Here is an 18,947-nt window from a genome sequence, read left to right on the forward strand (position 1 = left end):
AGTCCAGGGGGACCGACACCGGGATCGGATGCGGCGTGCGACGCGCCCGACCATGCACAGCCCTCAAGGACCCTGGCGCTGAGCGTTAAACGCGCCCAAGGCCAAGTCAATGGATAGACTGCGCAATTTGCCAAAACTTGCAACCCGTTGTTGCTCGAAGCTCCTGTTGACTTCGGATAAGCCTTTGAACACGAAGCTTTATTCTCCTCCCGCCCGTTTTGCTATCAACGCACCGCCGCGTCAACCGCCTCGCCGAGCCGTTCGACGATCGCGTCCGCGCCGGCCGCGTCGAGAATGAAGGGTGGCGCCAGCAGGACGTGATCGCCCCGCGCGCCGTCGATCGTGCCGCCGGCCGGATAGACCATCAGGCCGCGGGCCATCGCCTCCTTCTTGACGCGGGCGTGGACCTTGCGCGCCGGATCGAAGGGTTCCTTCGACGAACGGTCCTCGACCAGTTCGAGGCCGAGAAACAGCCCCCTGCCGCGAATGTCGCCGACATGGGCGTGATTGCCGAAGCAGGCGTCGAGCCGCCCGCGCAGATGCGCCCCCATGGCGCGTACATTGGCCAGCAGGCCGTCGCGCTCGATCACCTCCTGCACGGAAAGTGCGGCGGCGCAGGCCATCGGGTGGCAGATATAGGTGTGGCCGTGCTGGAACAGCCCCGACCCGCCCGCGAAGGCATCGAAGATGTGGCGTCCGAGAAGCACGGCGCCGATCGGCTGGTAGCCGCCGCCCAGCCCCTTGGCGACGGTCATCAGGTCGGGCGCGACGCCGTCCTGCTCGCAGGCATGCATCGTGCCCGTCCGGCCCATGCCGCACATCACCTCGTCGAGCAGGAGCAGGACGCCGTGGCGGTCGCAGATCTCGCGGATGCGCCTGAAATAGCCGGCCGCCGCCGGTACCGCGCCGGCCGTCGCCCCGACCACCGGTTCGGCGACGAAGGCCATCACGGTCTCCGGCCCCAGCTCGAGGATCTTGTCCTCCAGCGCCTGTGCGGCGCGCAGGCCATACGCTTCCTCGCTCTCGCCCGGCGCCTGGTGGCGGTAGGCGTAGCACGGGTCGATGTGATGCGTGTCGATCAGCAGCGGGCCGAACGGCGCGCGGCGCCACGCATTGCCGCCGGTGGCGAGCGTGCCCAGCGTGTTGCCGTGGTAGCTCTGGCGGCGGGCGATGATGTTGCGGCGCTGCGGCTCGCCCTTCTCGACGAAATACTGCCGGGCCATCTTCAGCGCCGCCTCGTTGGCTTCCGAGCCGCCCGAGACGAAGTAGACATGGCTGATGCCCTGCGGCGCACCGGCGACCAGCCTGTCGGCCAGCTGCTCGGCGGGTTCGTTGGTGAGGAAGCTGGTATGCGCGTAGGCCAGCCGGTCCGCCTGCGCCTTCAGCGCCGCGATCACGTCGGGGTGGCCATGCCCCAGGCACGAGACGGCGGCCCCGCCCGATGCGTCGATATAGGCCTTGCCCTCCCGGTCGAACAATTCGATGCCCTGGCCGCCGGCGGCCACGGGCAGGACTGCATTGATCTGGCGGTGCAGAATGTGGGTCATCTGGGTTTTCCGAAGCGGCGCGCGCGCGGCGCGGGTTGAAGATGATGAATCTTGAGGGTGGCAAGCTGGCTTTCGGTGCGGCCGATGGCGGCAAGCGCCGCGTCGCCGCCGATCCCCGCCACGAGGGCCGCGAGGATCTCAGCGGCGGCGAAGGCCGGCGTCATGGCATGCAGGAAGGAGGGGCTTTCCGTCGCCGCGAAGACTGTCTGATCGGCAAGCGCGGCAAGCGGCGACACCGCGCTGTCGGTCAGCGTCACCACATTCAGGCCGAGCGACCGTGCATGCTCGGCCGCCTCGATGCTGGCGCGGGTGTAGGGCGCGACGGCGACGACGAAGAACACGTCGCCGGCCTCGGCATGCCGCAGGCAGTCGAGGCCTGTGCCGGCACCGAAGTCGAGCAGCACGGCCTTCTCGCCGAGAAACGACATGATGTAGGCAAAATGGGCGACGACCGCGTGGCTGGAGCGCAGGCCGAAGCAATAGATGCGCCGCGCGGACGCCATCATCTCGGCGGCGGCCACGAGACCGTCGAGCGCGGCGGGCTCCGCCAGCGCAGAGACCTGCGCGGCGCTGGCGGCTGCGATGTCACGCGCCAGCGCATGGCTGCCGCCCTCCTTCTGCCGCGCCACCTGCGCGCCGGCCTTGCCTGAGAAGCCGAGCGCCTGTTCCTTCAGCGCCTCGCCATGCATCTGGCGCAGCGCCTCGTAGCCGTCGAGGCCGAGACGTTTGGCAAGCCGGGTCATGGTCCAGGGCTGCACGCCGGCGCGGCGCGCCTGCTCGCGCATCGACAGAAGCGCCACGTCGCCCGGATTGTCGAGGACGTAGCGCGCCGCCGCTCCCAGTTGCCCGGGAAGCTCTTCGAAGGAGCGGGTGATGCGGTCTGCGAGAGCGGCGCGATCCATGAAATCCATCCTAGACGGAATGCCGCGCCTGTGCAACAAATGTTGCATTGCCTCTATTGATGCAACGATTGGAGTTTTCGTGACCGGAACCGCGCATCGCGTCGCCATCGCCGTCGCGCCCAATGGCGGGCGGCGCACGAGGGTCGATCATCCCGCCCTGCCGCAGACGGCCGCCGAGCTGGCGCAGACGGCCGCCTCCTGCCGCGAGGCGGGCGCCGCGATGATCCACTGCCATGTGCGCGATGCCGATGGCCGGCACATCCTCGACGCCGATGCCTACCGCGAGGCCATCGCTGCCATCAGGGGCGCCGTCGGCGACCGGCTGGTGATCCAGATCAGCACCGAGGCGGTCGGGCGCTACGCCGCGCCGGAGCAGATGGCGGTGGTGCGGGCGGTGCGTCCGGAGGCGGCCTCGCTGGCGCTGCGCGAACTGGTGCCCGACGCGTCGCACGAGGTGGCCTTCTCGCAGTTCCTGTCGTTCATGCGGCAGGAGAACATCGCGCCGCAGATCATCCTCTACCATCCGGACGAGGCACTGCAGCTGAAGGGCATGATGGCGCGCGGGCTGATCCCGTTTCCGGACATTCCGGTGCTCTACGTGCTCGGCCGCTACAGCGAGGGCCAGCGCTCCGACCCGGCCGATCTCCTGCCCTTCCTCGACCCGGCGATGCCGCGTTTCGCCCATTTCATGGTCTGCGCCTTCGGCCCGCGCGAGGCGGCCTGCGTGACGGCGGCCGGCCTTCTGGGCGGCCATGCCCGCGTCGGGTTCGAAAACAATCTCCATCTGGCCGACGGCTCGGTCGCGCGCGACAACGCGGCAATCGTCACCGGCGTCGGCGAAGCGCTGAAAGGGCTTGGCGCAGGGATCGCAACCGTCGGCGACCTGCGCACCGCCTGGGGGCTCGACGCGCCCGCGCGGGGGCGCTAACGCCGCCTCTGCGACACGCTGCAGGTGGACGTCGCCCGGCGACATCACTAGATGTCAGTGGACAACATCAGGAGTCCCCCATGGCCATCCGCATCAAGCCGAAAACCTACGGTCCCTTCACCACGGCGATCGGCGAAGGCAAGATCATCCGCGTCGCGACCGCGCCGGCGCAGACCGTCGCCATCACCTCGCCCAGCACGGACGAGGCCGGGACGCCGGTTGATTTCCTGGTTTCGGCCCTCGGCGCATGCCTCGCCCTGTCGTTCCATCACGCCGCGCAGGAGATGAAGATCGACGTCGGCACGGTTTCGGTCGATGTCAGCGCCCACAAGGCGCAGGACCTGCCGGACCGCGTCGGCAGCTACGAGGCCGCCGTCACGCTCGACACGGTTCCCGGCGTCGAGCAGTGCGCCGAACTCATCAAGCGCGCCAAGGCCCGCTGCACCGTCAGCAATTCGCTGAACGGCGCCGTCGAGATGCGGATCGCGAATTGAAACGGACCGATTGACGGCGCGGCGGGCTTCTCCCATACAGAAGCCCTTCTGCAGCGGATCAGGGAGGCAAGCGGATGGCTTTCGCGCGCGTGAACGGCGTCGTCCTGCACCATGAGGTGCGCGGCCCGGCGGACATGCCGGAAAATGGGCCAGCGCTGGTCTTCTCGAATTCCCTCGGCACCGATTTCCGCATCTGGGACGCGGTCGCCGACCGCCTGGCCGGGAACTACCGGCTGGTGCTTTACGACAAGCGCGGCCATGGCCTCTCCGAGGCGCCGCCGCAGCCCTATGCGCTGACCGACCATGTGGACGATCTGGCGGCGCTTCTCGACCATCTGGGCATTGCACGCGCGGCGGTCGTCGGCCTGTCGGTCGGCGGCATGATCGCGCAGGGGCTGGCGACGCGCCGCCCCGACCTGGTGGAGGCGCTGGTGCTCTGCGACACGGCGCACAAGATCGGCACGGACGCGCTGTGGAACGGCCGCATCGAGGCCGTCAACGCGAAAGGCATCGCCTCCATCGCCGACGGCATCCTGCAGCGCTGGTTCACGCCCGCCTATCGTTCTTCCGGCAATGCGGATTTCGCCGGCTATACGGCTATGCTGACCCGCACGCCCGTCGACGGCTATGCCGGCACCTGCGCGGCGCTGCGCGACGCCGACCTCACGGAATCCACCCGCGCCCTGCGCCTGCCCGTCCTCTGCATCGTCGGCCACCAGGACGGCTCGACCCCGCCCGACCTCGTCCGCGAGCTGGCCGCGCTGATCGACGGCGCCCGTTTCGAGATCATCGCGGAAGCGGGCCACCTGCCCTGCATCGAGCAGCCGGAGAAGACCGCCGCGCTGATCGAAGCCTTTCTCGCTGAGACCGGCCGATGGGGCTGAGGCCGCGCCGGACCACGCGGCGGCATGCAACAGCAAAAGGAACCTGAATGAGCGACACCGTGACGATCACCAACGAGGACGGCGTAGCCGTCATCGTTCTGGACAACCCGCCCGTCAACGCGCTCGGCCATGCGCTGCGCGCGCCGCTGTTTGCGGCGCTGGAGGCGGCGAAGGCCGACGAGGCGGTCCAGGGCATCGTGATCGCCTGCGCGGGGCGCACCTTCGTCGCCGGCGCGGACATATCCGAATTCGGCAAGCCGCCGCTTGAGCCCAGCCTGCCGGACCTGATCGCCCTTCTGGAGAGCATCGAAAAGCCGACCGTCGCCGCCATTCACGGCACCGCGCTCGGCGGCGGGCTGGAGCTGGCGCTCGGCTGCCATTATCGCGTCGCCGACAGGGCGGCGATGATCGGCCTGCCGGAAGTCAATCTCGGCCTCATCCCCGGCGCGGGCGGCACGGTCCGCCTGCCGCGTCTCGTCGGGCCTGAGGCGGCCCTCGGCATCATCGTTTCCGGCAAGCCGGTCGGGATGGAGAAGGCGCAGGCGCTCGGCGCGGTGGATGCGGTCGCTGACGGAGACCTGCGCGCCGCCGCCATGGCCTTCCTGCGCGCCAAGATCGCGGAAGACGGTCCGCACAGGCACATCCGCGCCCGCGATGAGAAGCTCGCCGTCGATCTGGACGCCTTCGAGGCGGCCGTCGCCGACGCGACGAAGAAGGCGCGCGGCCTCACCGCGCCGCTCACCGCCGCCGAGGCCGTCCGCAACGCCATCACCATGGCGTTCGACGACGCGCTGGCGCGCGAGCGCGAACTGTTCCTGGAACGGCGCGACAGCCTTGAATCGGCCGCCCAGCGCCATCTGTTCTTCGCCACCCGCGAGGCCACGAAAGTGCCGGGCATCGCCCGCGACACCCAGGCGCGACCGATCGAAAAGGCCGCCGTCATCGGCGCCGGCACGATGGGCGCGGGCATCGCCATGGCGCTCGCCAATGGCGGCATCGAGGTCAGGCTGCTCGAACTGAACGCCGAGGCGCTGGAACGCGGCCTCGGCCAGATCGACAAGACCTATGCCGGCTCGGTGAAGCGCGGCTCGATCGACGCGGCGGAGAAGGAGGCGCGGCTGGCGCGCATTTCCGGCACCACCGACTATGCCGCCCTGTCCGACTGCGACATCGCCATCGAGGCGGTGTTCGAGGACATGGGCGTCAAGCACAAGGTGTTCGGCGCGCTCGACAAGGTGATGAAGCCCGGCGCGATCCTCGCCTCCAACACCTCCTATCTCGACCTCGACGAGATCGCGGCCTCCACCGGGCGTCCGCAGGACGTGGTCGGACTGCACTTCTTCTCCCCGGCGCATGTGATGCGCCTGCTGGAGATCGTCCGCGGTGACCACACCGCGCCGGAGGTGCTCGCCTCGGCGCTGGCGCTCGCCCGCCGCATCGGCAAGGTGCCGGTGGTGGTCGGCGTCTGCAACGGCTTCGTCGGCAACCGCATGCTGGCGGCGCGGCGCGAGGAGAACGAGAGCCTCCTCCTGTCCGGCGCGACGCCCGAGCAGGTCGACCGCGTCTTCGCCGATTTCGGCTGGCCGATGGGACCCTTCGCCATGGTCGACCTTGCCGGCCTCGACATCAGCTGGAAGCACCGCCAGTCGCTCGGCCTGACCGCGCCGGTCGCCGACGCGCTGTGCGAGGCCGGTCATTTCGGCCAGAAGGCCGGGCGCGGCTTCTACCTCTACGAGGATGGCTCGCGCACGCCGAAGCCCGATCCCTTCGTCGCCGAGCTGATCGAGCGGAAGGCCGACGAGCTGGGCATCGAGCGCCGCACGGTCGGCGCCGAGGAGATCACCGAGCGGACGCTCTACCCGATGATCAACGAGGGCGCGCGCATCGTCGAGGAAGGCATCGCCGCCCGCGCCTCCGATGTCGATGTGGTCTGGGTCAACGGATACGGCTTCCCGGTCGCGAAAGGCGGCCCGATGTTCTGGGCCGAGCATTTCGGCATCGGCAGGATCGTCGACCGGCTCGAACACTGGTACGGCGAGACGGGCAAGGAGGTGTTCAAGCCGGCGCCTCTCCTGCGGCAGCTGGCGCTGACGGGCGGCGGCTTTGCCGATCTCGCGTGAGCGAACACGGCGTGTCGAAACCGCCAACCCACAAAAGGAACTGAGCATGGATATTCGCAGGATTTCGGAGGACTATGCGGTCTCACCGCAGATCGCCGTGGAGGATGTCGCCGCGATCAAGGCGGCCGGCTTCCGGAGCGTCGTCTGCAACCGCCCGGACGGCGAGGATGCGGGCCAGCCGCCCGTCGCCGCCATCGCCGAAGCGGCCAAGGCCGCCGGCCTTGATTTCCGCCACGTGCCCGTGGTCAGCGGTGCGATGACGATGGACGACGTCACGGCCATGGCCGCGGCGCTCAAGGACCTCCCCGGCCCGGTCTTCGCCTATTGCCGCAGCGGCACGCGCTCGGCCAATCTCTACGGGTTCATCAAGGAACGCGGTCTGTAGGGGCCGGCGCGGATAGAAAGCGGAAGCAACCCCTCTCTTGCAGTTTCCAAGGACTTAGCTTCGGTAAGCCCGGGAATTTGCTTTCTCCCCCGCAAGGGGGGAGATAAAAGCGCGCTTCGCCGATGATGGCGTATCTCTCCCCTTGCGGGAGAGAAAGCGATTTCAACACCTTAGCCGAAGGCTAAGTGTTAGAAACCGCAAGTGAGGGGTAACTGCGTCAGCACCGCCCCCATCAATAGAGCCAGCGCAGCACGAACAGGGATATCGCCGGGAAGAGCGTCAGCAGCGCCACGCGCAGGATGTCGCTGATGATGAAGGGCGTCACGCCGCGATAGGTCGCCGCGATGGGCGTGTCCTTGGCCATGGCGTTGAGCACGAACAGGTTCATGCCCACCGGTGGCGTGATCAGCCCCACCTCCACGACGATCAGCACGAGGATGCCGAACCAGATGGCGAACTCCTCTGCGCCGAGGCCGAAATCGAGCACCGTGACGATCGGGAAGAAGATGGGGATCGTCAGGAGGATCATCGACAGCGAATCCATGACGCAGCCGAACACCAGGTAGAGGATCAGGATCAGCGTCAGCACCATCCAGGGATTGAACCCCTGCTCGGAGACGAAGGCCGCCATCTGCTGTGGCACCTGCGCCAGCGCCAGGAAGGAATTGTAGAAGCCGGCCCCCAGCACGATGAAGAAGATCATTGCCGAGGCGGTGGCCGTGGCGAGGATCGACTGCACGAAGGTTTCGCGGGTCAGCCCGCCATTCACCAGCGCGATGATGCCCGTGCCGGCTGCGCCCACCGCCGCCCCCTCGGTCGGCGTGAAGATGCCGAGATAGATGCCGCCCACGACGGCGAGGAAGACGACGAGCACCGGCCAGACATCGACCAGGACGCGGAAGCGCTCGCTGTAGGGCGCGCGCGGGCGCGTGCCCGCCGATTCCGGCCACAGGCGCACATAGACGGAGATGGCGAGCATGTAGCCGATGGCGGCCAGCACGCCCGGGACGAAGGCCGCGACGAACAGCTTGGCGATGTTCTGCTCCGTCAGGATGGCGTAGATCACCAGAATGACGGAGGGCGGGATCAGGATGCCCAGCGTGCCGCCGGCCGCCAGCGTGCCGGTGGCCAGCGCGCCCGAATAGCCGTAGCGGCGCAGCTCCGGCAGCGCCACCTGGCTCATCGTCGCCGCCGTCGCGAGCGACGAGCCGCAGATTGCCCCGAAGCCGGCGCAGGCGCCAACCGCCGCCATGGCGACGCCGCCGCGCTTGTGCCCCATCCAGGTCTCGGCCGCCTTGAAGAGCGCGCGCGACATGCCGCCCAGCGTGGCGAACTGGCCCATCAGCAGGAACAGGGGCACGATCGTCAGCGAATAGGCGGAAAAGGTCGAATAGGTCTCGTTCTTCAGCTTGGCGAGCACCGGCGTGACGCTGCCGAAGACCAGCCAGCTTCCGCCCAGCCCGCACAGCAGCATAGCCAGGCCGATGGGCAGACGCAGGAAGATGAGCAGCAGGAGCAGCGGGAAGGACCACAGGCCCAGTTCGAGGTTGGTCAATGCACTGCTCCCTGGCCCGGCGTTTCGGCGGGAGCGCCGTCGCGCAGCTCCCCGATCCGCACGAATGTCATATAGACCGACACGATCACCGCGCCGATGGCTGCAAGCAGGCAGGCCGCATAGATCCACCAGACCGGGTATTGCAGGATGAAACTCGTCTCGGAATAGGCGAGCTTGTCGCGCATGCCGTAATAGAGCTGCCAGGCGATCAGGCCGAGCACCACTGTCATCAGGACCTCGGCGATCACGTCGATGATGCGGTTGGCGCGCGCCGGGAAGAAGCTTGTGACGATGTCGACCGACGCATGGCCGCGGTTGAGCTGGCACCAGGGCAGGAAGGCGAAGATGGCGAAGCCGACGCCCGCCTGAACCAGCTCGAAATCGCCAGGAACAGGGCCGAGGCCGAGCCGGATGAAGACCCGCCCGGTGATGCTCGCAACGGTCATCACCGTCACGGCGACCAGGACGATGCCGCCCAGTATGGCCAGCGCGCGCGCCAGCCAGATTACGATCTTAGACAGGGTCATGCCCCTTCCCGTCCCCCCGGGTTCGGTTTCACCATCATATTGTTCTTGTCACGGATCGGGTCCGGAAGGTTAGACACCGGCCGTTTCCGGCGCAAGCGGCGCCGGCCCTGAAGCCTGCCGCAATCCTTCGGATTTGCTCGCCACGCCTCAGGTCCCTGTTCCATCGCAGGTCGTCGTCCCGGAACCAGGTCCCGCTTTCGGGCGACCTGCTTCAGACAAGGGGCGGGCCTTTCGGCCCGCCCCTTGCTTCGGCCCTCGGCGGGCTTACTGGCTGGTGTACTTCTCGATCAGGGCGCGTGCCTCGTCGATGAGCGCCTGCCCGTCGATGCCCTTGCCTTTCATCTCCTCGACCCACTGCGCGTAGACCGGCTGGGCGGCCTCCTTCCAGGTCTCGGTGTCCTCGGCGCTGATCTCGATGATGTTGTTGCCGCGATCGACGGCGATCTGCCGGCTCGGGCCATCGGCGCCGGCCTGCGTGCTGCCGGCGAAGGCGGCGAACTCCTGGCCGGAATTGTCGTCGATCACCTTCTTCAAATCGTCCGGCAGGCTGTCATACTTGGCCTTGTTCATCGCCAGCACGAAGGTCGTCGTGTAGAGCGCATGATCGCCGCCGAACTCCGTGTGATTGGAGACCAGCTCCGGCACCTTCAGGGCCGGCGTGACCTCCCACGGGATGACGCAGCCGTCGATGACGCCCTTCGACAGGGCTTCCGTGATTTGCGGCACCGGCATGCCGACCGGCGTCGCGCCGAGCTGGCCGAGCAGGGCGTTGATGATGCGGGTGGGCGCGCGGACCTTCATGCCCTTCAGGTCTTCGAGCTTGGTGATCGGCGTCTTCGAGTGGAGCATGCCCGGGCCGTGCACCCAGACGCCCAGCACGTGGGTGTCCTTGAACTCGGTGTCCTTCATGCTCTTCTCGAACAGGTCCCAATAGGCGCGCGAGGTCGCCTCGGCATTGGTCATCATGAACGGAAGCTCGAACACCTCGGTCGAGGGGAAGCGGCCGGGATTGGAGCCGGGCAGCGTCCAGACGATGTCGACGATGCCGTCGCGCGCCTGATCGTAGAGCTGCGGCGGCGTGCCGCCGAGCTGCATCGCCGGATAGCGCTCGATCTTGATGCGGCCGCCCGATTCCTTCTCGACCTTGTCGGCCCAGGGGTCGAGCACCAGTTTCGGCACATTGGCCTGCGGCGGCAGGAACTGGTGCAGCCGCAGCGTCACCTCCTGAGCCAGCGACGACGCAGTGGCCCCGATGAGGCCGGTCGCCGCGACGGCGGCAGCCAGAGCCAGTTTTCTGACGGAAAATGATTTCATGCTTCTCCTCCCGATTGCATGCGCTTCAGCGCTGGCGCGGCGCCCCTTGTCCGTTGTGATCCGTTCTTGCACCCCACGCCCCGGAACGTCCCGGTGCCTGATGGTTGAGTATCGTTCGGAAACCCGACGCGCGTCCAGCAGGACTTTAGCTGAAATTATGTAACAATAAAGAGTTGTATTTCAGATCATTCGTAACACAACTGGCACTCACAACGGCAGGGCGCCGGTTTCCTTCAGCGTCTCGAGCACGATGGCGCTCTTCACGTGCTGCACGGAATCGTGCGGCAGCAGCACACCGTTGACGAATTCCGACAGGGATTTGAGATCGGGCGTGACGACCTTCAGGATGTAGTCCATCTCGCCGGTCAGCGCGTGCGCCTCCTGCACCTCCGGCAGGCGCGCCAGAAGCTCGCCGAAGCGGCGGGCATTGTCGGGATTGTGCGTGGCGAGCGTCACGGTGATGATGTTGACCAGCGGAAAACCCAGCCGGTCGCGGTCGAGCATCGCCACATAGCCGCGGATATAGCCTTCCTCCTCGAGCCGCTGGCGGCGGCGCGAGCACTGCGAGGGCGACAGGTTCACCCGCTCGGAAAGATCGTTGTTGGTCAGTCTCGCATCGACCTGTAACAGAGACAGTATCTTGCGGTCATATCCGTCAAAGCGCGCGTCCGCCATGCAATTTCCTCTATCTCTGCATGATTTCCGCATACCTACTACAAAATACGCCCAACAATGCAAGCAGCTTGCGGGGCAGAACGCCTACAATGTGGGGACGGCGCAGATCTGCGCCCAACCGTTCCGCCACAGGAGGAGTTTGCCCATGGGTCCGTTCCCGCACGACGCACCGCCCGCAGAGATCACCGACAAGAACCCGGCCGGCACCGACGGCTTCGAATTCGTCGAGTTCGCCCATCCCGAGCCGGAGAAGCTGGTCGAGCTGTTCACCAGGATGGGCTATGCCGAGGTCGCCCGCCACAAAACGAAGAAAATCTCCGTCTGGCGCCAGGGCGACATCAACTACATCCTCAATGCCGAGCCGGGCAGCCATGCGATGCGCTTCGTCGACGCGCACGGGCCGTGCGCCCCGTCCATGGCCTGGCGCGTGGTCGATGCGCAGCACGCGCTCGAGCATGCGGTGTCGAAGGGCGCCGAGGCCTATACGGGCGACGACAAGGCGCTCGACGTGCCGGCCATCGTCGGCATCGGCGGCTCGCTGATCTATTTCATCGACACCTATGGCGCGAAGGGCTCCGCCTACGAGGCCGAGTTCGAATGGACCGGCGAGAAGAACCCGAAGCCCGAGGGCGTCGGCTTCTACTATCTCGACCACCTCACCCACAACGTCTATCGCGGCAACATGGACAAGTGGTGGGCCTTCTACCGCGAGCTGTTCGGCTTCACGCAGATCCACTATTTCGACATCGACGGCCGCATCACGGGCCTCGTCAGCCGGGCGATCACCTCGGCCTGCGGCAAGATCCGCATCCCGCTGAACGAGTCCAAGGACGAGACCAGCCAGATCGTCGAGTATCTGAAGAAGTACAAGGGCGAAGGCATCCAGCACATCGCCGTCGGCACGGATGGCATCTACGACGCCACCGACAAGCTCGCCGACAACGGTCTGAAGTTTATGCCCGGCCCGCCGGAAGTCTACTACGAAAAGAGCTTCGACCGCGTGCAGGGCCATGACGAGCCGATTGAGCGCATGAAGACGCACGGCATCCTGATCGACGGCGAGGGCGTGGTGAACGGCGGCATGACGAAGATCCTGCTGCAGATTTTCTCCAAGACCGTCATCGGCCCGATCTTCTTCGAGTTCATCCAGCGCAAGGGCGACGAGGGTTTTGGCGAGGGCAATTTCCGCGCCCTGTTCGAGAGCATCGAGGAAGACCAGATCCGGCGCGGCGTCATCGCCGTGGACGCCGCCGAGTAGGCGGCGTTCCGCGGGAACGTCGAAAGCAATGAGACATACCCGTTGAGCGTTTCGGAAAACGCTTAACGGGTATGATTGCTCGCGGCGGCCAGCGCCGCCTTCAGCACCGCGATGTCCCCCACCTGATTGGCCAGAAGCAGCACCAGCCTGGCGTTCAGCCTCGTGCTTTCCTCGAGGGTCAGCCCGTCATGCGCGGCCATCAGCGCCGCATAGAAATCGTCTCCGGCGGCGCCGAGGCGATCCTGTCCGATAGCATCTATGCCTGTCATCAATCCCTCCCCATCGCGCGCGTCATGGCGGCGGCGATGTCATGTGCGTCCGGATGCTCGAAAACGGCCGCGATGTGCTGGTCCGGCCGCACCAGATAGAGCCGCCCGCGCCCGTAGCGCGCGGCGACCGTCCCGTCCACGTCCGTGAGCCGCGTGACGCCCCCGACGCCGCTTTCGCGCGCCGCGCCCGACACCTCAACCACATGTAGCCCGGCCGGCAGGCCGATCGGCGGGTCGCAGTCGACGGCAAGCAGCACGAAGCCGCCGCCAGCATGATCGAGCAGCCACCCGCGCTGATCTCCCGCCCCGACCGGAGCGTCCGGCATGACCATGCCCGGCCTCACCGGGCCAGGGTCTCCACCGGGTGTCTGCAAGGACAGCCCTTCCAGCGAACAGGGTTTCGACAGACGTCCGGAATTGACCAGCCGCCGCGCGAAATCATGCTCGGCCGAAAGCGCCAGCACGCTGTCGCGAAAAATCCGCTCCATGGCGCTTTTCGGCGTCATGAAGGAGGTGGAGCGGGCGGAGTTCAGGATGTTCTCGTCCGTACCGTGGATGCGCTCCTCGTCATAGGTGGCGATCAGCGAGGGCGGCGCCTCGCCCTGCACCACCATGGCCAGCTTCCAGACGAGATTGTCGATGTCCTGCACGCCGCCATTGCCGCCGCGCGCGCCGAAGGGCGAGACGATGTGCGCGCTGTCGCCGGCGAAGATCACCCGGTCGTGGACGAAGCGCTCGAGCCTGCGGCACTGGAAGGTGTAGACCGACACCCAGTCGAGCTCGAAATGGGAATGGCCGATCACCTTCTCGATGCGCGGAATGACGTTTTCCGGCTTCTTCTCCTCGTCCGGGTCGGCGTCGGGACCGAGCTGGAGGTCGATGCGGTAGATGTCGTCGGGCTGCTTGTGCAGCAGCGCCGACTGGCCGTTGTGGAAGGGCGGCTCGAACCAGAACCAGCGCTCGGACGGGAAGTCCGCCTTCATCTCCACATCGGCGATCAGGAAACGCTCCTCGAACACCTGGCCCTCGAAATCGAGGCCGAGCATGGCGCGGGTCGGCGAGCGCGCGCCGTCGCAGGCGATCACCCATGCGGCGTCCATGTGGTAGGCCCCGTCGGGCGTCTCGACGCCGAGGCGCACGTCGCCGCCCTTCTGCTCGACCGAGGTCACCCTGTTCTTCCAGCGCAGGTCGATCAGGTCCGGGAAATCGGCGGCCCGCTCCACCAGATACTGCTCGACGTAATATTGCTGCAGGTTGATGAAGGCCGGCATCTTGTGGCCTTCCTCCGGCAGCAGGTCGAAGTTCCAGACCTCGTTGCCGCGGTGGAACAGGCGGCCGACCTTCCAGGTGACGCCCTTCTCCACCATCCGCTCGCCGATGCCCAGGCGGTCGAAGATTTCAAGCGTCCGCTTCGACCAGCAGATGGCGCGGCTGCCGACCGAGACGACGTCGTTGTCGTCCAGCACGACCACCGGAACGCCGCGCTGGGCGAGGTCCACCGCCGCGGCAAGACCGACCGGACCGGCGCCAATGATCGCGACCTTGTGCTGACCGGCCTGCCCGCCGGCCAGTTCCGGCGGCGTCCGGTACGGGAAGCGATTATACGCGTAACGCGGCATGGGTTTTCGTCCCCCCCTTGCGGCCGTTCCTTCGCGGGAAACCGGCTCAGACCTGTTTCAAACTAGGCGCTAGCATCGACGCCCCCTTCTCCCCGCGAGCGCGGAGAAGGTGAGGATGAGGGGCGAGCGCCATCGGCAATCAGCAGATGCGCGGCAAAACCAGTCTCAATCAGGTCGCCGCGCGCCCCTCATCCCCCTGCCGGGACCTTCTCCCCGCTCGCGGGGAGAAGGAAGCCGTCACCCCTGCAGGGCTTCCCACATCTCCCTGTCGCGCTCGGCGGTCCAGATGCGCGGCGTGTCGATGCCGAGCGCCTCGTCATAGGCGCGCGACACGTTGAACGGCAGGCAGTGCTCGTAGATCGCGTAGTCCGAGAACTTTGGATCGCAGACCGCGCGGCAGGCGTCCCAGGCCTCCTTCAGCGAGCCGCCGCCCTGCGCCACGCGCGCCACCGGCTGGTAGGTGGAGAGCACGAAATCGCCGGTGCGGTCGAGCGCCTCGTTGACCATGTCCTGGCCGACCAGCGCATCGCCGCGGCCCGGCGCGATGGCGTCGAGATCGAAGGCACGGATCTCCTCCAGCGTCGCCGGCCAGTCGTGGAAATGGCCGTCGCCGCAATAGCAGGCCGAATGATATTCCACGATGTCGCCGGTGAACATGACGTTGGCGTCCGGCACATGGGCGACGATGTCGCCCGCCGTGTGGGCGCGCCCGAGGAACATCAGGTCCACCCGGCGCTTGCCGAGATAGACGGTCATGGAGCTGGAGAAGGTCGTCGTCGGCCAGGTCAGGCCGGGGATCGATTCATGGCCCTGGAACAGGCGCGGGAAACGCACGAATTCCGAATCCCAGTCCTCCCGGCCGCGTTCCACCACCATGGCGCGCGCCTTGTCGCTCATGATGACGGTCGGCGCCATATAGGCCGAAGCGCCCAGAACGCGCACGGCGTGGTAGTGCGTCAGCACCAGATGGCTGATCGGCTTGTCGGTGACGGAGCGGACCTTCTCGATCACCTTCTCCGCCAGGCGCGGCGTCGCCTGCGCCTCGATCACCATCACCGATTCATCGCCGATGATGATGCCCGAATTGGGATCGCCCTCGGCGGTGAACGCCCACAGATCCCGACCGATCTCGTCGAAGGAGATCTTCTTTTCCGTCAGGTCGCCTGCGGATGCGAATTGCTTGGCCATTACGCGCCTTTCTCGTATTTCTGAACCGTCTGTTCGATCGCGCCGAAGATCGAATGGCCCTGGCCATCCTTCATCTCGATGCGCACCACGTCGCCGAAGCCCATGAAGGGCGTCTTCGGCTTGCCGTCATTGATCGTCTCGATCATGCGGATTTCTGCAATGCAGGAATAGCCGACGCCGCCGTCCCCCACGGGCTTGCCGGGCTGGCCGTCGAGCTTGTTGGAAACGGTGCCCGAGCCGATGATCGCGCCGGCGCACAGGGGACGCGTCTTCGCCGCGTGGGCGACAAGCGTCGGAAAGTCGAAGGTCATGTCGATGCCGGCATTGGCGCGGCCGAAGGGCTTGCCGTTGTAGTCGACCCACAGCGGAAGGGAGACCTTGCCGCCATCCCAGGCGTCGCCCAGCTCGTCCGGCGTGACGGCGACCGGCGAGAAGGCCGAGGACGGCTTCGACTGGAAGAAGCCGAAGCCCTTGGCCAGTTCCGCCGGGATCAGGCCGCGCAGCGACACGTCGTTGACGAGCATGATCAGGCGGATCGCGTCGCGCGCCTCGTCCACGCTGGCGCCCATCGGCACGTCGTCGACGACGACGGCGACCTCGCCCTCCATGTCGATGCCATAGGCCTCGTCGGCCATAACGATCGGATCGCGCGGGCCGAGGAAGCTGTCGGAGCCGCCCTGATAGATCAGCGGGTCGGTCCAGAAACTGTCCGGCATCTCCGCGCCGCGTGCCTTGCGCACCAGCTCGACGTGATTGACATAGGCCGAGCCGTCGGCCCACTGGAAGGCGCGCGGCAGCGGCGAGGCCGCATCGTGCTCGTGGAAGCGCTCGGACGGCACGGAGCCGTGCTCCAGGCTCTCCGAAAGCGCGGCCAGATGCGGCGCGACCCGCGTCCAGTCGTCGAGCGCGGCCTGCAGCGTCGGCACCAGGAAGGAGGCGTCGGTGCAGCGGGTCAGGTCGCGTGAGACGACGACCAGTCTTCCGTCGCGCTTTCCGTTCTTCAGCGTGGCGAGTTTCATGCTTTTTCCTTTATGCGTTGGCTGCGGGCGCGGTCTTCAGCGGCAGTTCGAGGCCGTCACGGCCGATGGTGAGCGGGCCGGCAAAGGTCCGGCGGATCGCCTCTTCCCAGGCCTCGGGCCCGAAATCCGGGTCGTCGGCGGGAATGAGATGATTGAGCACAAGATGCGCGCAACCGGCTGCCGAGGCAATGCGCCCGGCATCCTCGGCGAGCGTATGGCTCGCCAGCAGATGCGCCTTCAGGCGCGCGCCGTTTCCGGTGCGGGCCACCAGCCGGTCGACGCCGGCCAGAAGCATCGCCTCATGCACCAGGATGTCCGCGCCACGGGCGAAATCGGCGAGCGGCGGAAAATGGCAGGTGTCGGCGGAGAAAACCACGCGGCGCCCCGCGTGGGAGAAGCGCAGCGCGTAGCATTCGGTCACCGGCGGATGATCGACCCTGAGCGCGTCCACCGTCAGCCCGCCCTCCTCGAGGACGACGCCCTCGCCGAACTCGGTCACCGCGACCAGTTCGCGGATGTCGGGGCGGCCCTCGTCGTCGATGCGGATGTCGATGTCATAGGCGAGCGAGCGGCAGAAATGGGTCCACACATCCTTCGTGCCGACCGGACCGCAGACCCTGACCGGCGTCGCCAGCCCCGCCGTCCACGCGGTGTGGAGCAGCGCGCCCAGTTCCAGCACGTGGTCGGAATGCAGATGCGTGATGAACACCAGATCGAGCGTCTTCAGCGACACCCCGGCATCCACCAGCCCTTTGGTCACGCCGAGCGCGCAATCGACGACCGCGGTGCGGCCGCCGATCTCGATGAGGGACGCGGTCGGCATCGGGCCGCCCGGCCGCAGCGCCGGACCGCCCTTGGTGCCCAGAAGCACAAGCCTTTCGTTCACGACCAGTTGCCCTCGGGCGTGCCGTTGAAACGCTTCTTCAGGTCGGTCCAGCAGTCGATGTAGTTGTCCTGCAACGCGTCGGTCTCCGCCGCATAGCGGGTCAGGTGCTGGGGGAAGCGGGTCTCGAACATGAAGGCCATCGTGTCATCGAGCTTGACCGGCTTCAACTCCGATTTGCTCGCCTTCTCGAAGCCGAAGGCGTCGGGACCGTGGGGCAGCATCATGTTGTGCAGCGACACGCCGCCAGGCACGAAGCCCTCTTCCTTGGCGTCGTACTGGCCTTTGATCAGGCCCATGAACTCGCTCATGATGTTGCGGTGGTACCAGGGCGGGCGGAAGGTGTGCTCGGCCACCATCCAGCGCGGCGGGAAGATGACGAAGTCGATGTTCGCCGTGCCCTCCTCGCCCGACGGCGCCGTCAGCACCGTGAAGATCGACGGATCGGGATGGTCGAACAGGATCGCGCCCACCGGCGAGAAGGTCGACAGATCGTATTTGTACGGCGCGTAATTGCCGTGCCAGGCCACCACGTCGAGCGGCGAATGGCCGATCTCGGTGACGTGGAACTCGCCGCACCATTTGACGAACAGGCGGCAGGGCGTCTCCTTTTCCTCGTACCAGGCGGTCGGCGTCTTGAAATCGCGCGGGTTGGCCAGGCAGTTGGCGCCGATCGGCCCGCGGTCCGGCAGGGTGAACTTGGCGCCGTAGTTCTCGCACATATAGCCGCGCGCCGGGCCGTCCATCAGCTCCACCTGGAAGATCATGCCGCGCGGCAGGATGGCGATCTCGCCCGGCAGGATCTCGATGATGCCCATCTCGGTCTTGATGCGCAGCCCGCCTTCCTGCGGCACCAGCAGCAGTTCGCCGTCAGCATTGAAGAAATACTCATCCACCATCGAGCTGTTGAAGGCGTAGACATGGGCGGCCATGCCGGCCTGTCCCTGCACGTCGCCCGCGGTCGTCATGGTGCGCACGCCCGCCAGGAAATTCGTCTCCTCGTTCGGGATCGGCATCGGGTTCCAGCGGAGCTGCCCGAGGGAGAGCTGGTGGTCGTTGACGTTCGGGGCCGACTTCCACTGGTCGAAGGCCACGGCCTTGAAACGGGTGGTGTGCTTGACGCTCGGGCGGATACGGTAGAGCCAGGACCGCTCGTTGGTGCCGCGCGGCGCGGTGAAGGGCGAGCCGGAGAGCTGCTCGGCATAGAGCCCGTAGGCGGGCCGCTGCGGCGAGTTCTGCCCCTGCGGCAGCGCGCCCGGCAGGCTTTCGGTTTCAAAATCGTTGCCAAAGCCCGGCATATACTGGACGGTCATGCGATCCTCCATGGAAGGGAAGCGGCCCGCCAAGAACCGCGGGCGCATTTGTTGCAATCGTAACCAT

18 protein-coding genes are annotated in these 18,947 nt (G+C 66.8%); 6 read left to right on the forward strand and 12 right to left on the reverse strand.

Annotated features, from left to right (window positions below; all coding sequences use genetic code 11):
- Window positions 1-224: 224 nt before the first annotated feature.
- Window positions 225-1,547: an aspartate aminotransferase family protein gene (locus NA2_RS17010; protein WP_008598287.1), complete on the reverse strand. Its 1,323-nt coding sequence runs from the start codon at window positions 1,545-1,547 to the stop codon at window positions 225-227.
- Complete coding sequence (locus NA2_RS17015; RefSeq protein ID WP_040678373.1) at window positions 1,544-2,449, reverse strand: MurR/RpiR family transcriptional regulator; 906 nt, start codon at window positions 2,447-2,449, stop codon at window positions 1,544-1,546. The genes NA2_RS17010 and NA2_RS17015 overlap by 4 nt, the downstream gene beginning before the upstream one ends.
- Before the next feature lie 79 nt (window positions 2,450-2,528).
- Between NA2_RS17015 and NA2_RS17020 the strand changes: the two genes are divergently transcribed.
- The 5 genes from NA2_RS17020 to NA2_RS17040 all read left to right on the forward strand — a co-directional run bounded on the left by NA2_RS17020 (window position 2,529) and on the right by NA2_RS17040 (window position 7,260).
- On the forward strand, window positions 2,529-3,377 hold the full coding sequence (locus NA2_RS17020; protein ID WP_008598289.1) for a beta-keto acid cleavage family enzyme: 849 nt from the start codon (window positions 2,529-2,531) through the stop codon (window positions 3,375-3,377).
- 80 nt (window positions 3,378-3,457) lie between these two features.
- The gene (locus NA2_RS17025; RefSeq protein ID WP_008598290.1) at window positions 3,458-3,871 is read left to right on the forward strand and encodes an OsmC family protein; all 414 of its coding nucleotides are present in this window, start codon (window positions 3,458-3,460) and stop codon (window positions 3,869-3,871) included.
- Window positions 3,872-3,945: 74 nt separating this feature from the next.
- Window positions 3,946-4,755, forward strand: coding sequence for a 3-oxoadipate enol-lactonase (gene pcaD, locus NA2_RS17030; protein ID WP_008598291.1), 810 nt, complete (start codon window positions 3,946-3,948; stop codon window positions 4,753-4,755).
- 47 nt (window positions 4,756-4,802) lie between these two features.
- Entirely contained in the window at window positions 4,803-6,875 is a 2,073-nt protein-coding gene (locus tag NA2_RS17035) for a 3-hydroxyacyl-CoA dehydrogenase NAD-binding domain-containing protein (protein WP_008598293.1), read from the forward strand.
- 46 nt (window positions 6,876-6,921) lie between these two features.
- Window positions 6,922-7,260, forward strand: coding sequence for a protein tyrosine phosphatase family protein (locus NA2_RS17040; protein ID WP_008598295.1), 339 nt, complete (start codon window positions 6,922-6,924; stop codon window positions 7,258-7,260).
- Between the two features lie 232 nt (window positions 7,261-7,492).
- On the opposite strand, the gene NA2_RS17045 is transcribed toward NA2_RS17040, so the two are convergent.
- The 4 genes from NA2_RS17045 to NA2_RS17060 all read right to left on the reverse strand — a co-directional run bounded on the left by NA2_RS17045 (window position 7,493) and on the right by NA2_RS17060 (window position 11,331).
- Window positions 7,493-8,815, reverse strand: coding sequence for a TRAP transporter large permease (locus NA2_RS17045; protein WP_008598296.1), 1,323 nt, complete (start codon window positions 8,813-8,815; stop codon window positions 7,493-7,495).
- Window positions 8,812-9,342, reverse strand: a complete 531-nt coding sequence (locus NA2_RS17050; protein ID WP_008598298.1) for a TRAP transporter small permease — start codon at window positions 9,340-9,342, stop codon at window positions 8,812-8,814. The genes NA2_RS17045 and NA2_RS17050 overlap by 4 nt, the downstream gene beginning before the upstream one ends.
- Before the next feature lie 264 nt (window positions 9,343-9,606).
- Window positions 9,607-10,656: a TRAP transporter substrate-binding protein gene (locus tag NA2_RS17055; protein WP_008598299.1), complete on the reverse strand. Its 1,050-nt coding sequence runs from the start codon at window positions 10,654-10,656 to the stop codon at window positions 9,607-9,609.
- A gap of 207 nt (window positions 10,657-10,863) precedes the next feature.
- A complete protein-coding gene (locus NA2_RS17060) occupies window positions 10,864-11,331 on the reverse strand; it encodes an Lrp/AsnC family transcriptional regulator (RefSeq protein ID WP_008598300.1) in 468 nt (155 codons plus the stop codon).
- Window positions 11,332-11,476: 145 nt separating this feature from the next.
- On the opposite strand from NA2_RS17060, the gene hppD reads away from it, so the two are divergent.
- A complete protein-coding gene (gene hppD / locus NA2_RS17065) occupies window positions 11,477-12,589 on the forward strand; it encodes a 4-hydroxyphenylpyruvate dioxygenase (RefSeq protein ID WP_008598302.1) in 1,113 nt (370 codons plus the stop codon).
- Between the two features lie 62 nt (window positions 12,590-12,651).
- Here the strand turns inward: hppD and NA2_RS17070 are convergent, their stop codons facing one another.
- The 6 genes from NA2_RS17070 to hmgA form a co-directional block, all read right to left on the reverse strand.
- On the reverse strand, window positions 12,652-12,858 hold the full coding sequence (locus NA2_RS17070; RefSeq protein ID WP_008598303.1) for a DUF2783 domain-containing protein: 207 nt from the start codon (window positions 12,856-12,858) through the stop codon (window positions 12,652-12,654).
- Window positions 12,858-14,477 (reverse strand): FAD-dependent oxidoreductase, encoded by a 1,620-nt coding sequence (locus tag NA2_RS17075; protein WP_008598304.1) that lies wholly within the window; start codon window positions 14,475-14,477, stop codon window positions 12,858-12,860. Before NA2_RS17075 ends, NA2_RS17070 begins: the two co-directional genes overlap by 1 nt.
- 237 nt (window positions 14,478-14,714) lie before the next feature.
- Window positions 14,715-15,665 (reverse strand): MBL fold metallo-hydrolase, encoded by a 951-nt coding sequence (locus NA2_RS17080; RefSeq protein WP_008598306.1) that lies wholly within the window; start codon window positions 15,663-15,665, stop codon window positions 14,715-14,717.
- The gene (locus tag NA2_RS17085; RefSeq protein WP_008598308.1) at window positions 15,665-16,684 is read right to left on the reverse strand and encodes a fumarylacetoacetate hydrolase family protein; all 1,020 of its coding nucleotides are present in this window, start codon (window positions 16,682-16,684) and stop codon (window positions 15,665-15,667) included. The genes NA2_RS17080 and NA2_RS17085 overlap by 1 nt, the downstream gene beginning before the upstream one ends.
- Window positions 16,685-16,694: 10 nt before the next feature.
- On the reverse strand, window positions 16,695-17,570 hold the full coding sequence (locus NA2_RS17090; RefSeq protein WP_008598310.1) for an MBL fold metallo-hydrolase: 876 nt from the start codon (window positions 17,568-17,570) through the stop codon (window positions 16,695-16,697).
- Complete coding sequence (hmgA, locus tag NA2_RS17095) at window positions 17,567-18,880, reverse strand: homogentisate 1,2-dioxygenase (RefSeq protein ID WP_008598311.1); 1,314 nt, start codon at window positions 18,878-18,880, stop codon at window positions 17,567-17,569. The genes NA2_RS17090 and hmgA overlap by 4 nt, the downstream gene beginning before the upstream one ends.
- Window positions 18,881-18,947: the final 67 nt, after the last annotated feature.

This window comes from Nitratireductor pacificus pht-3B (assembly GCF_000300335.1).
Classification (GTDB): domain Bacteria; phylum Pseudomonadota; class Alphaproteobacteria; order Rhizobiales; family Rhizobiaceae; genus Nitratireductor; species Nitratireductor pacificus.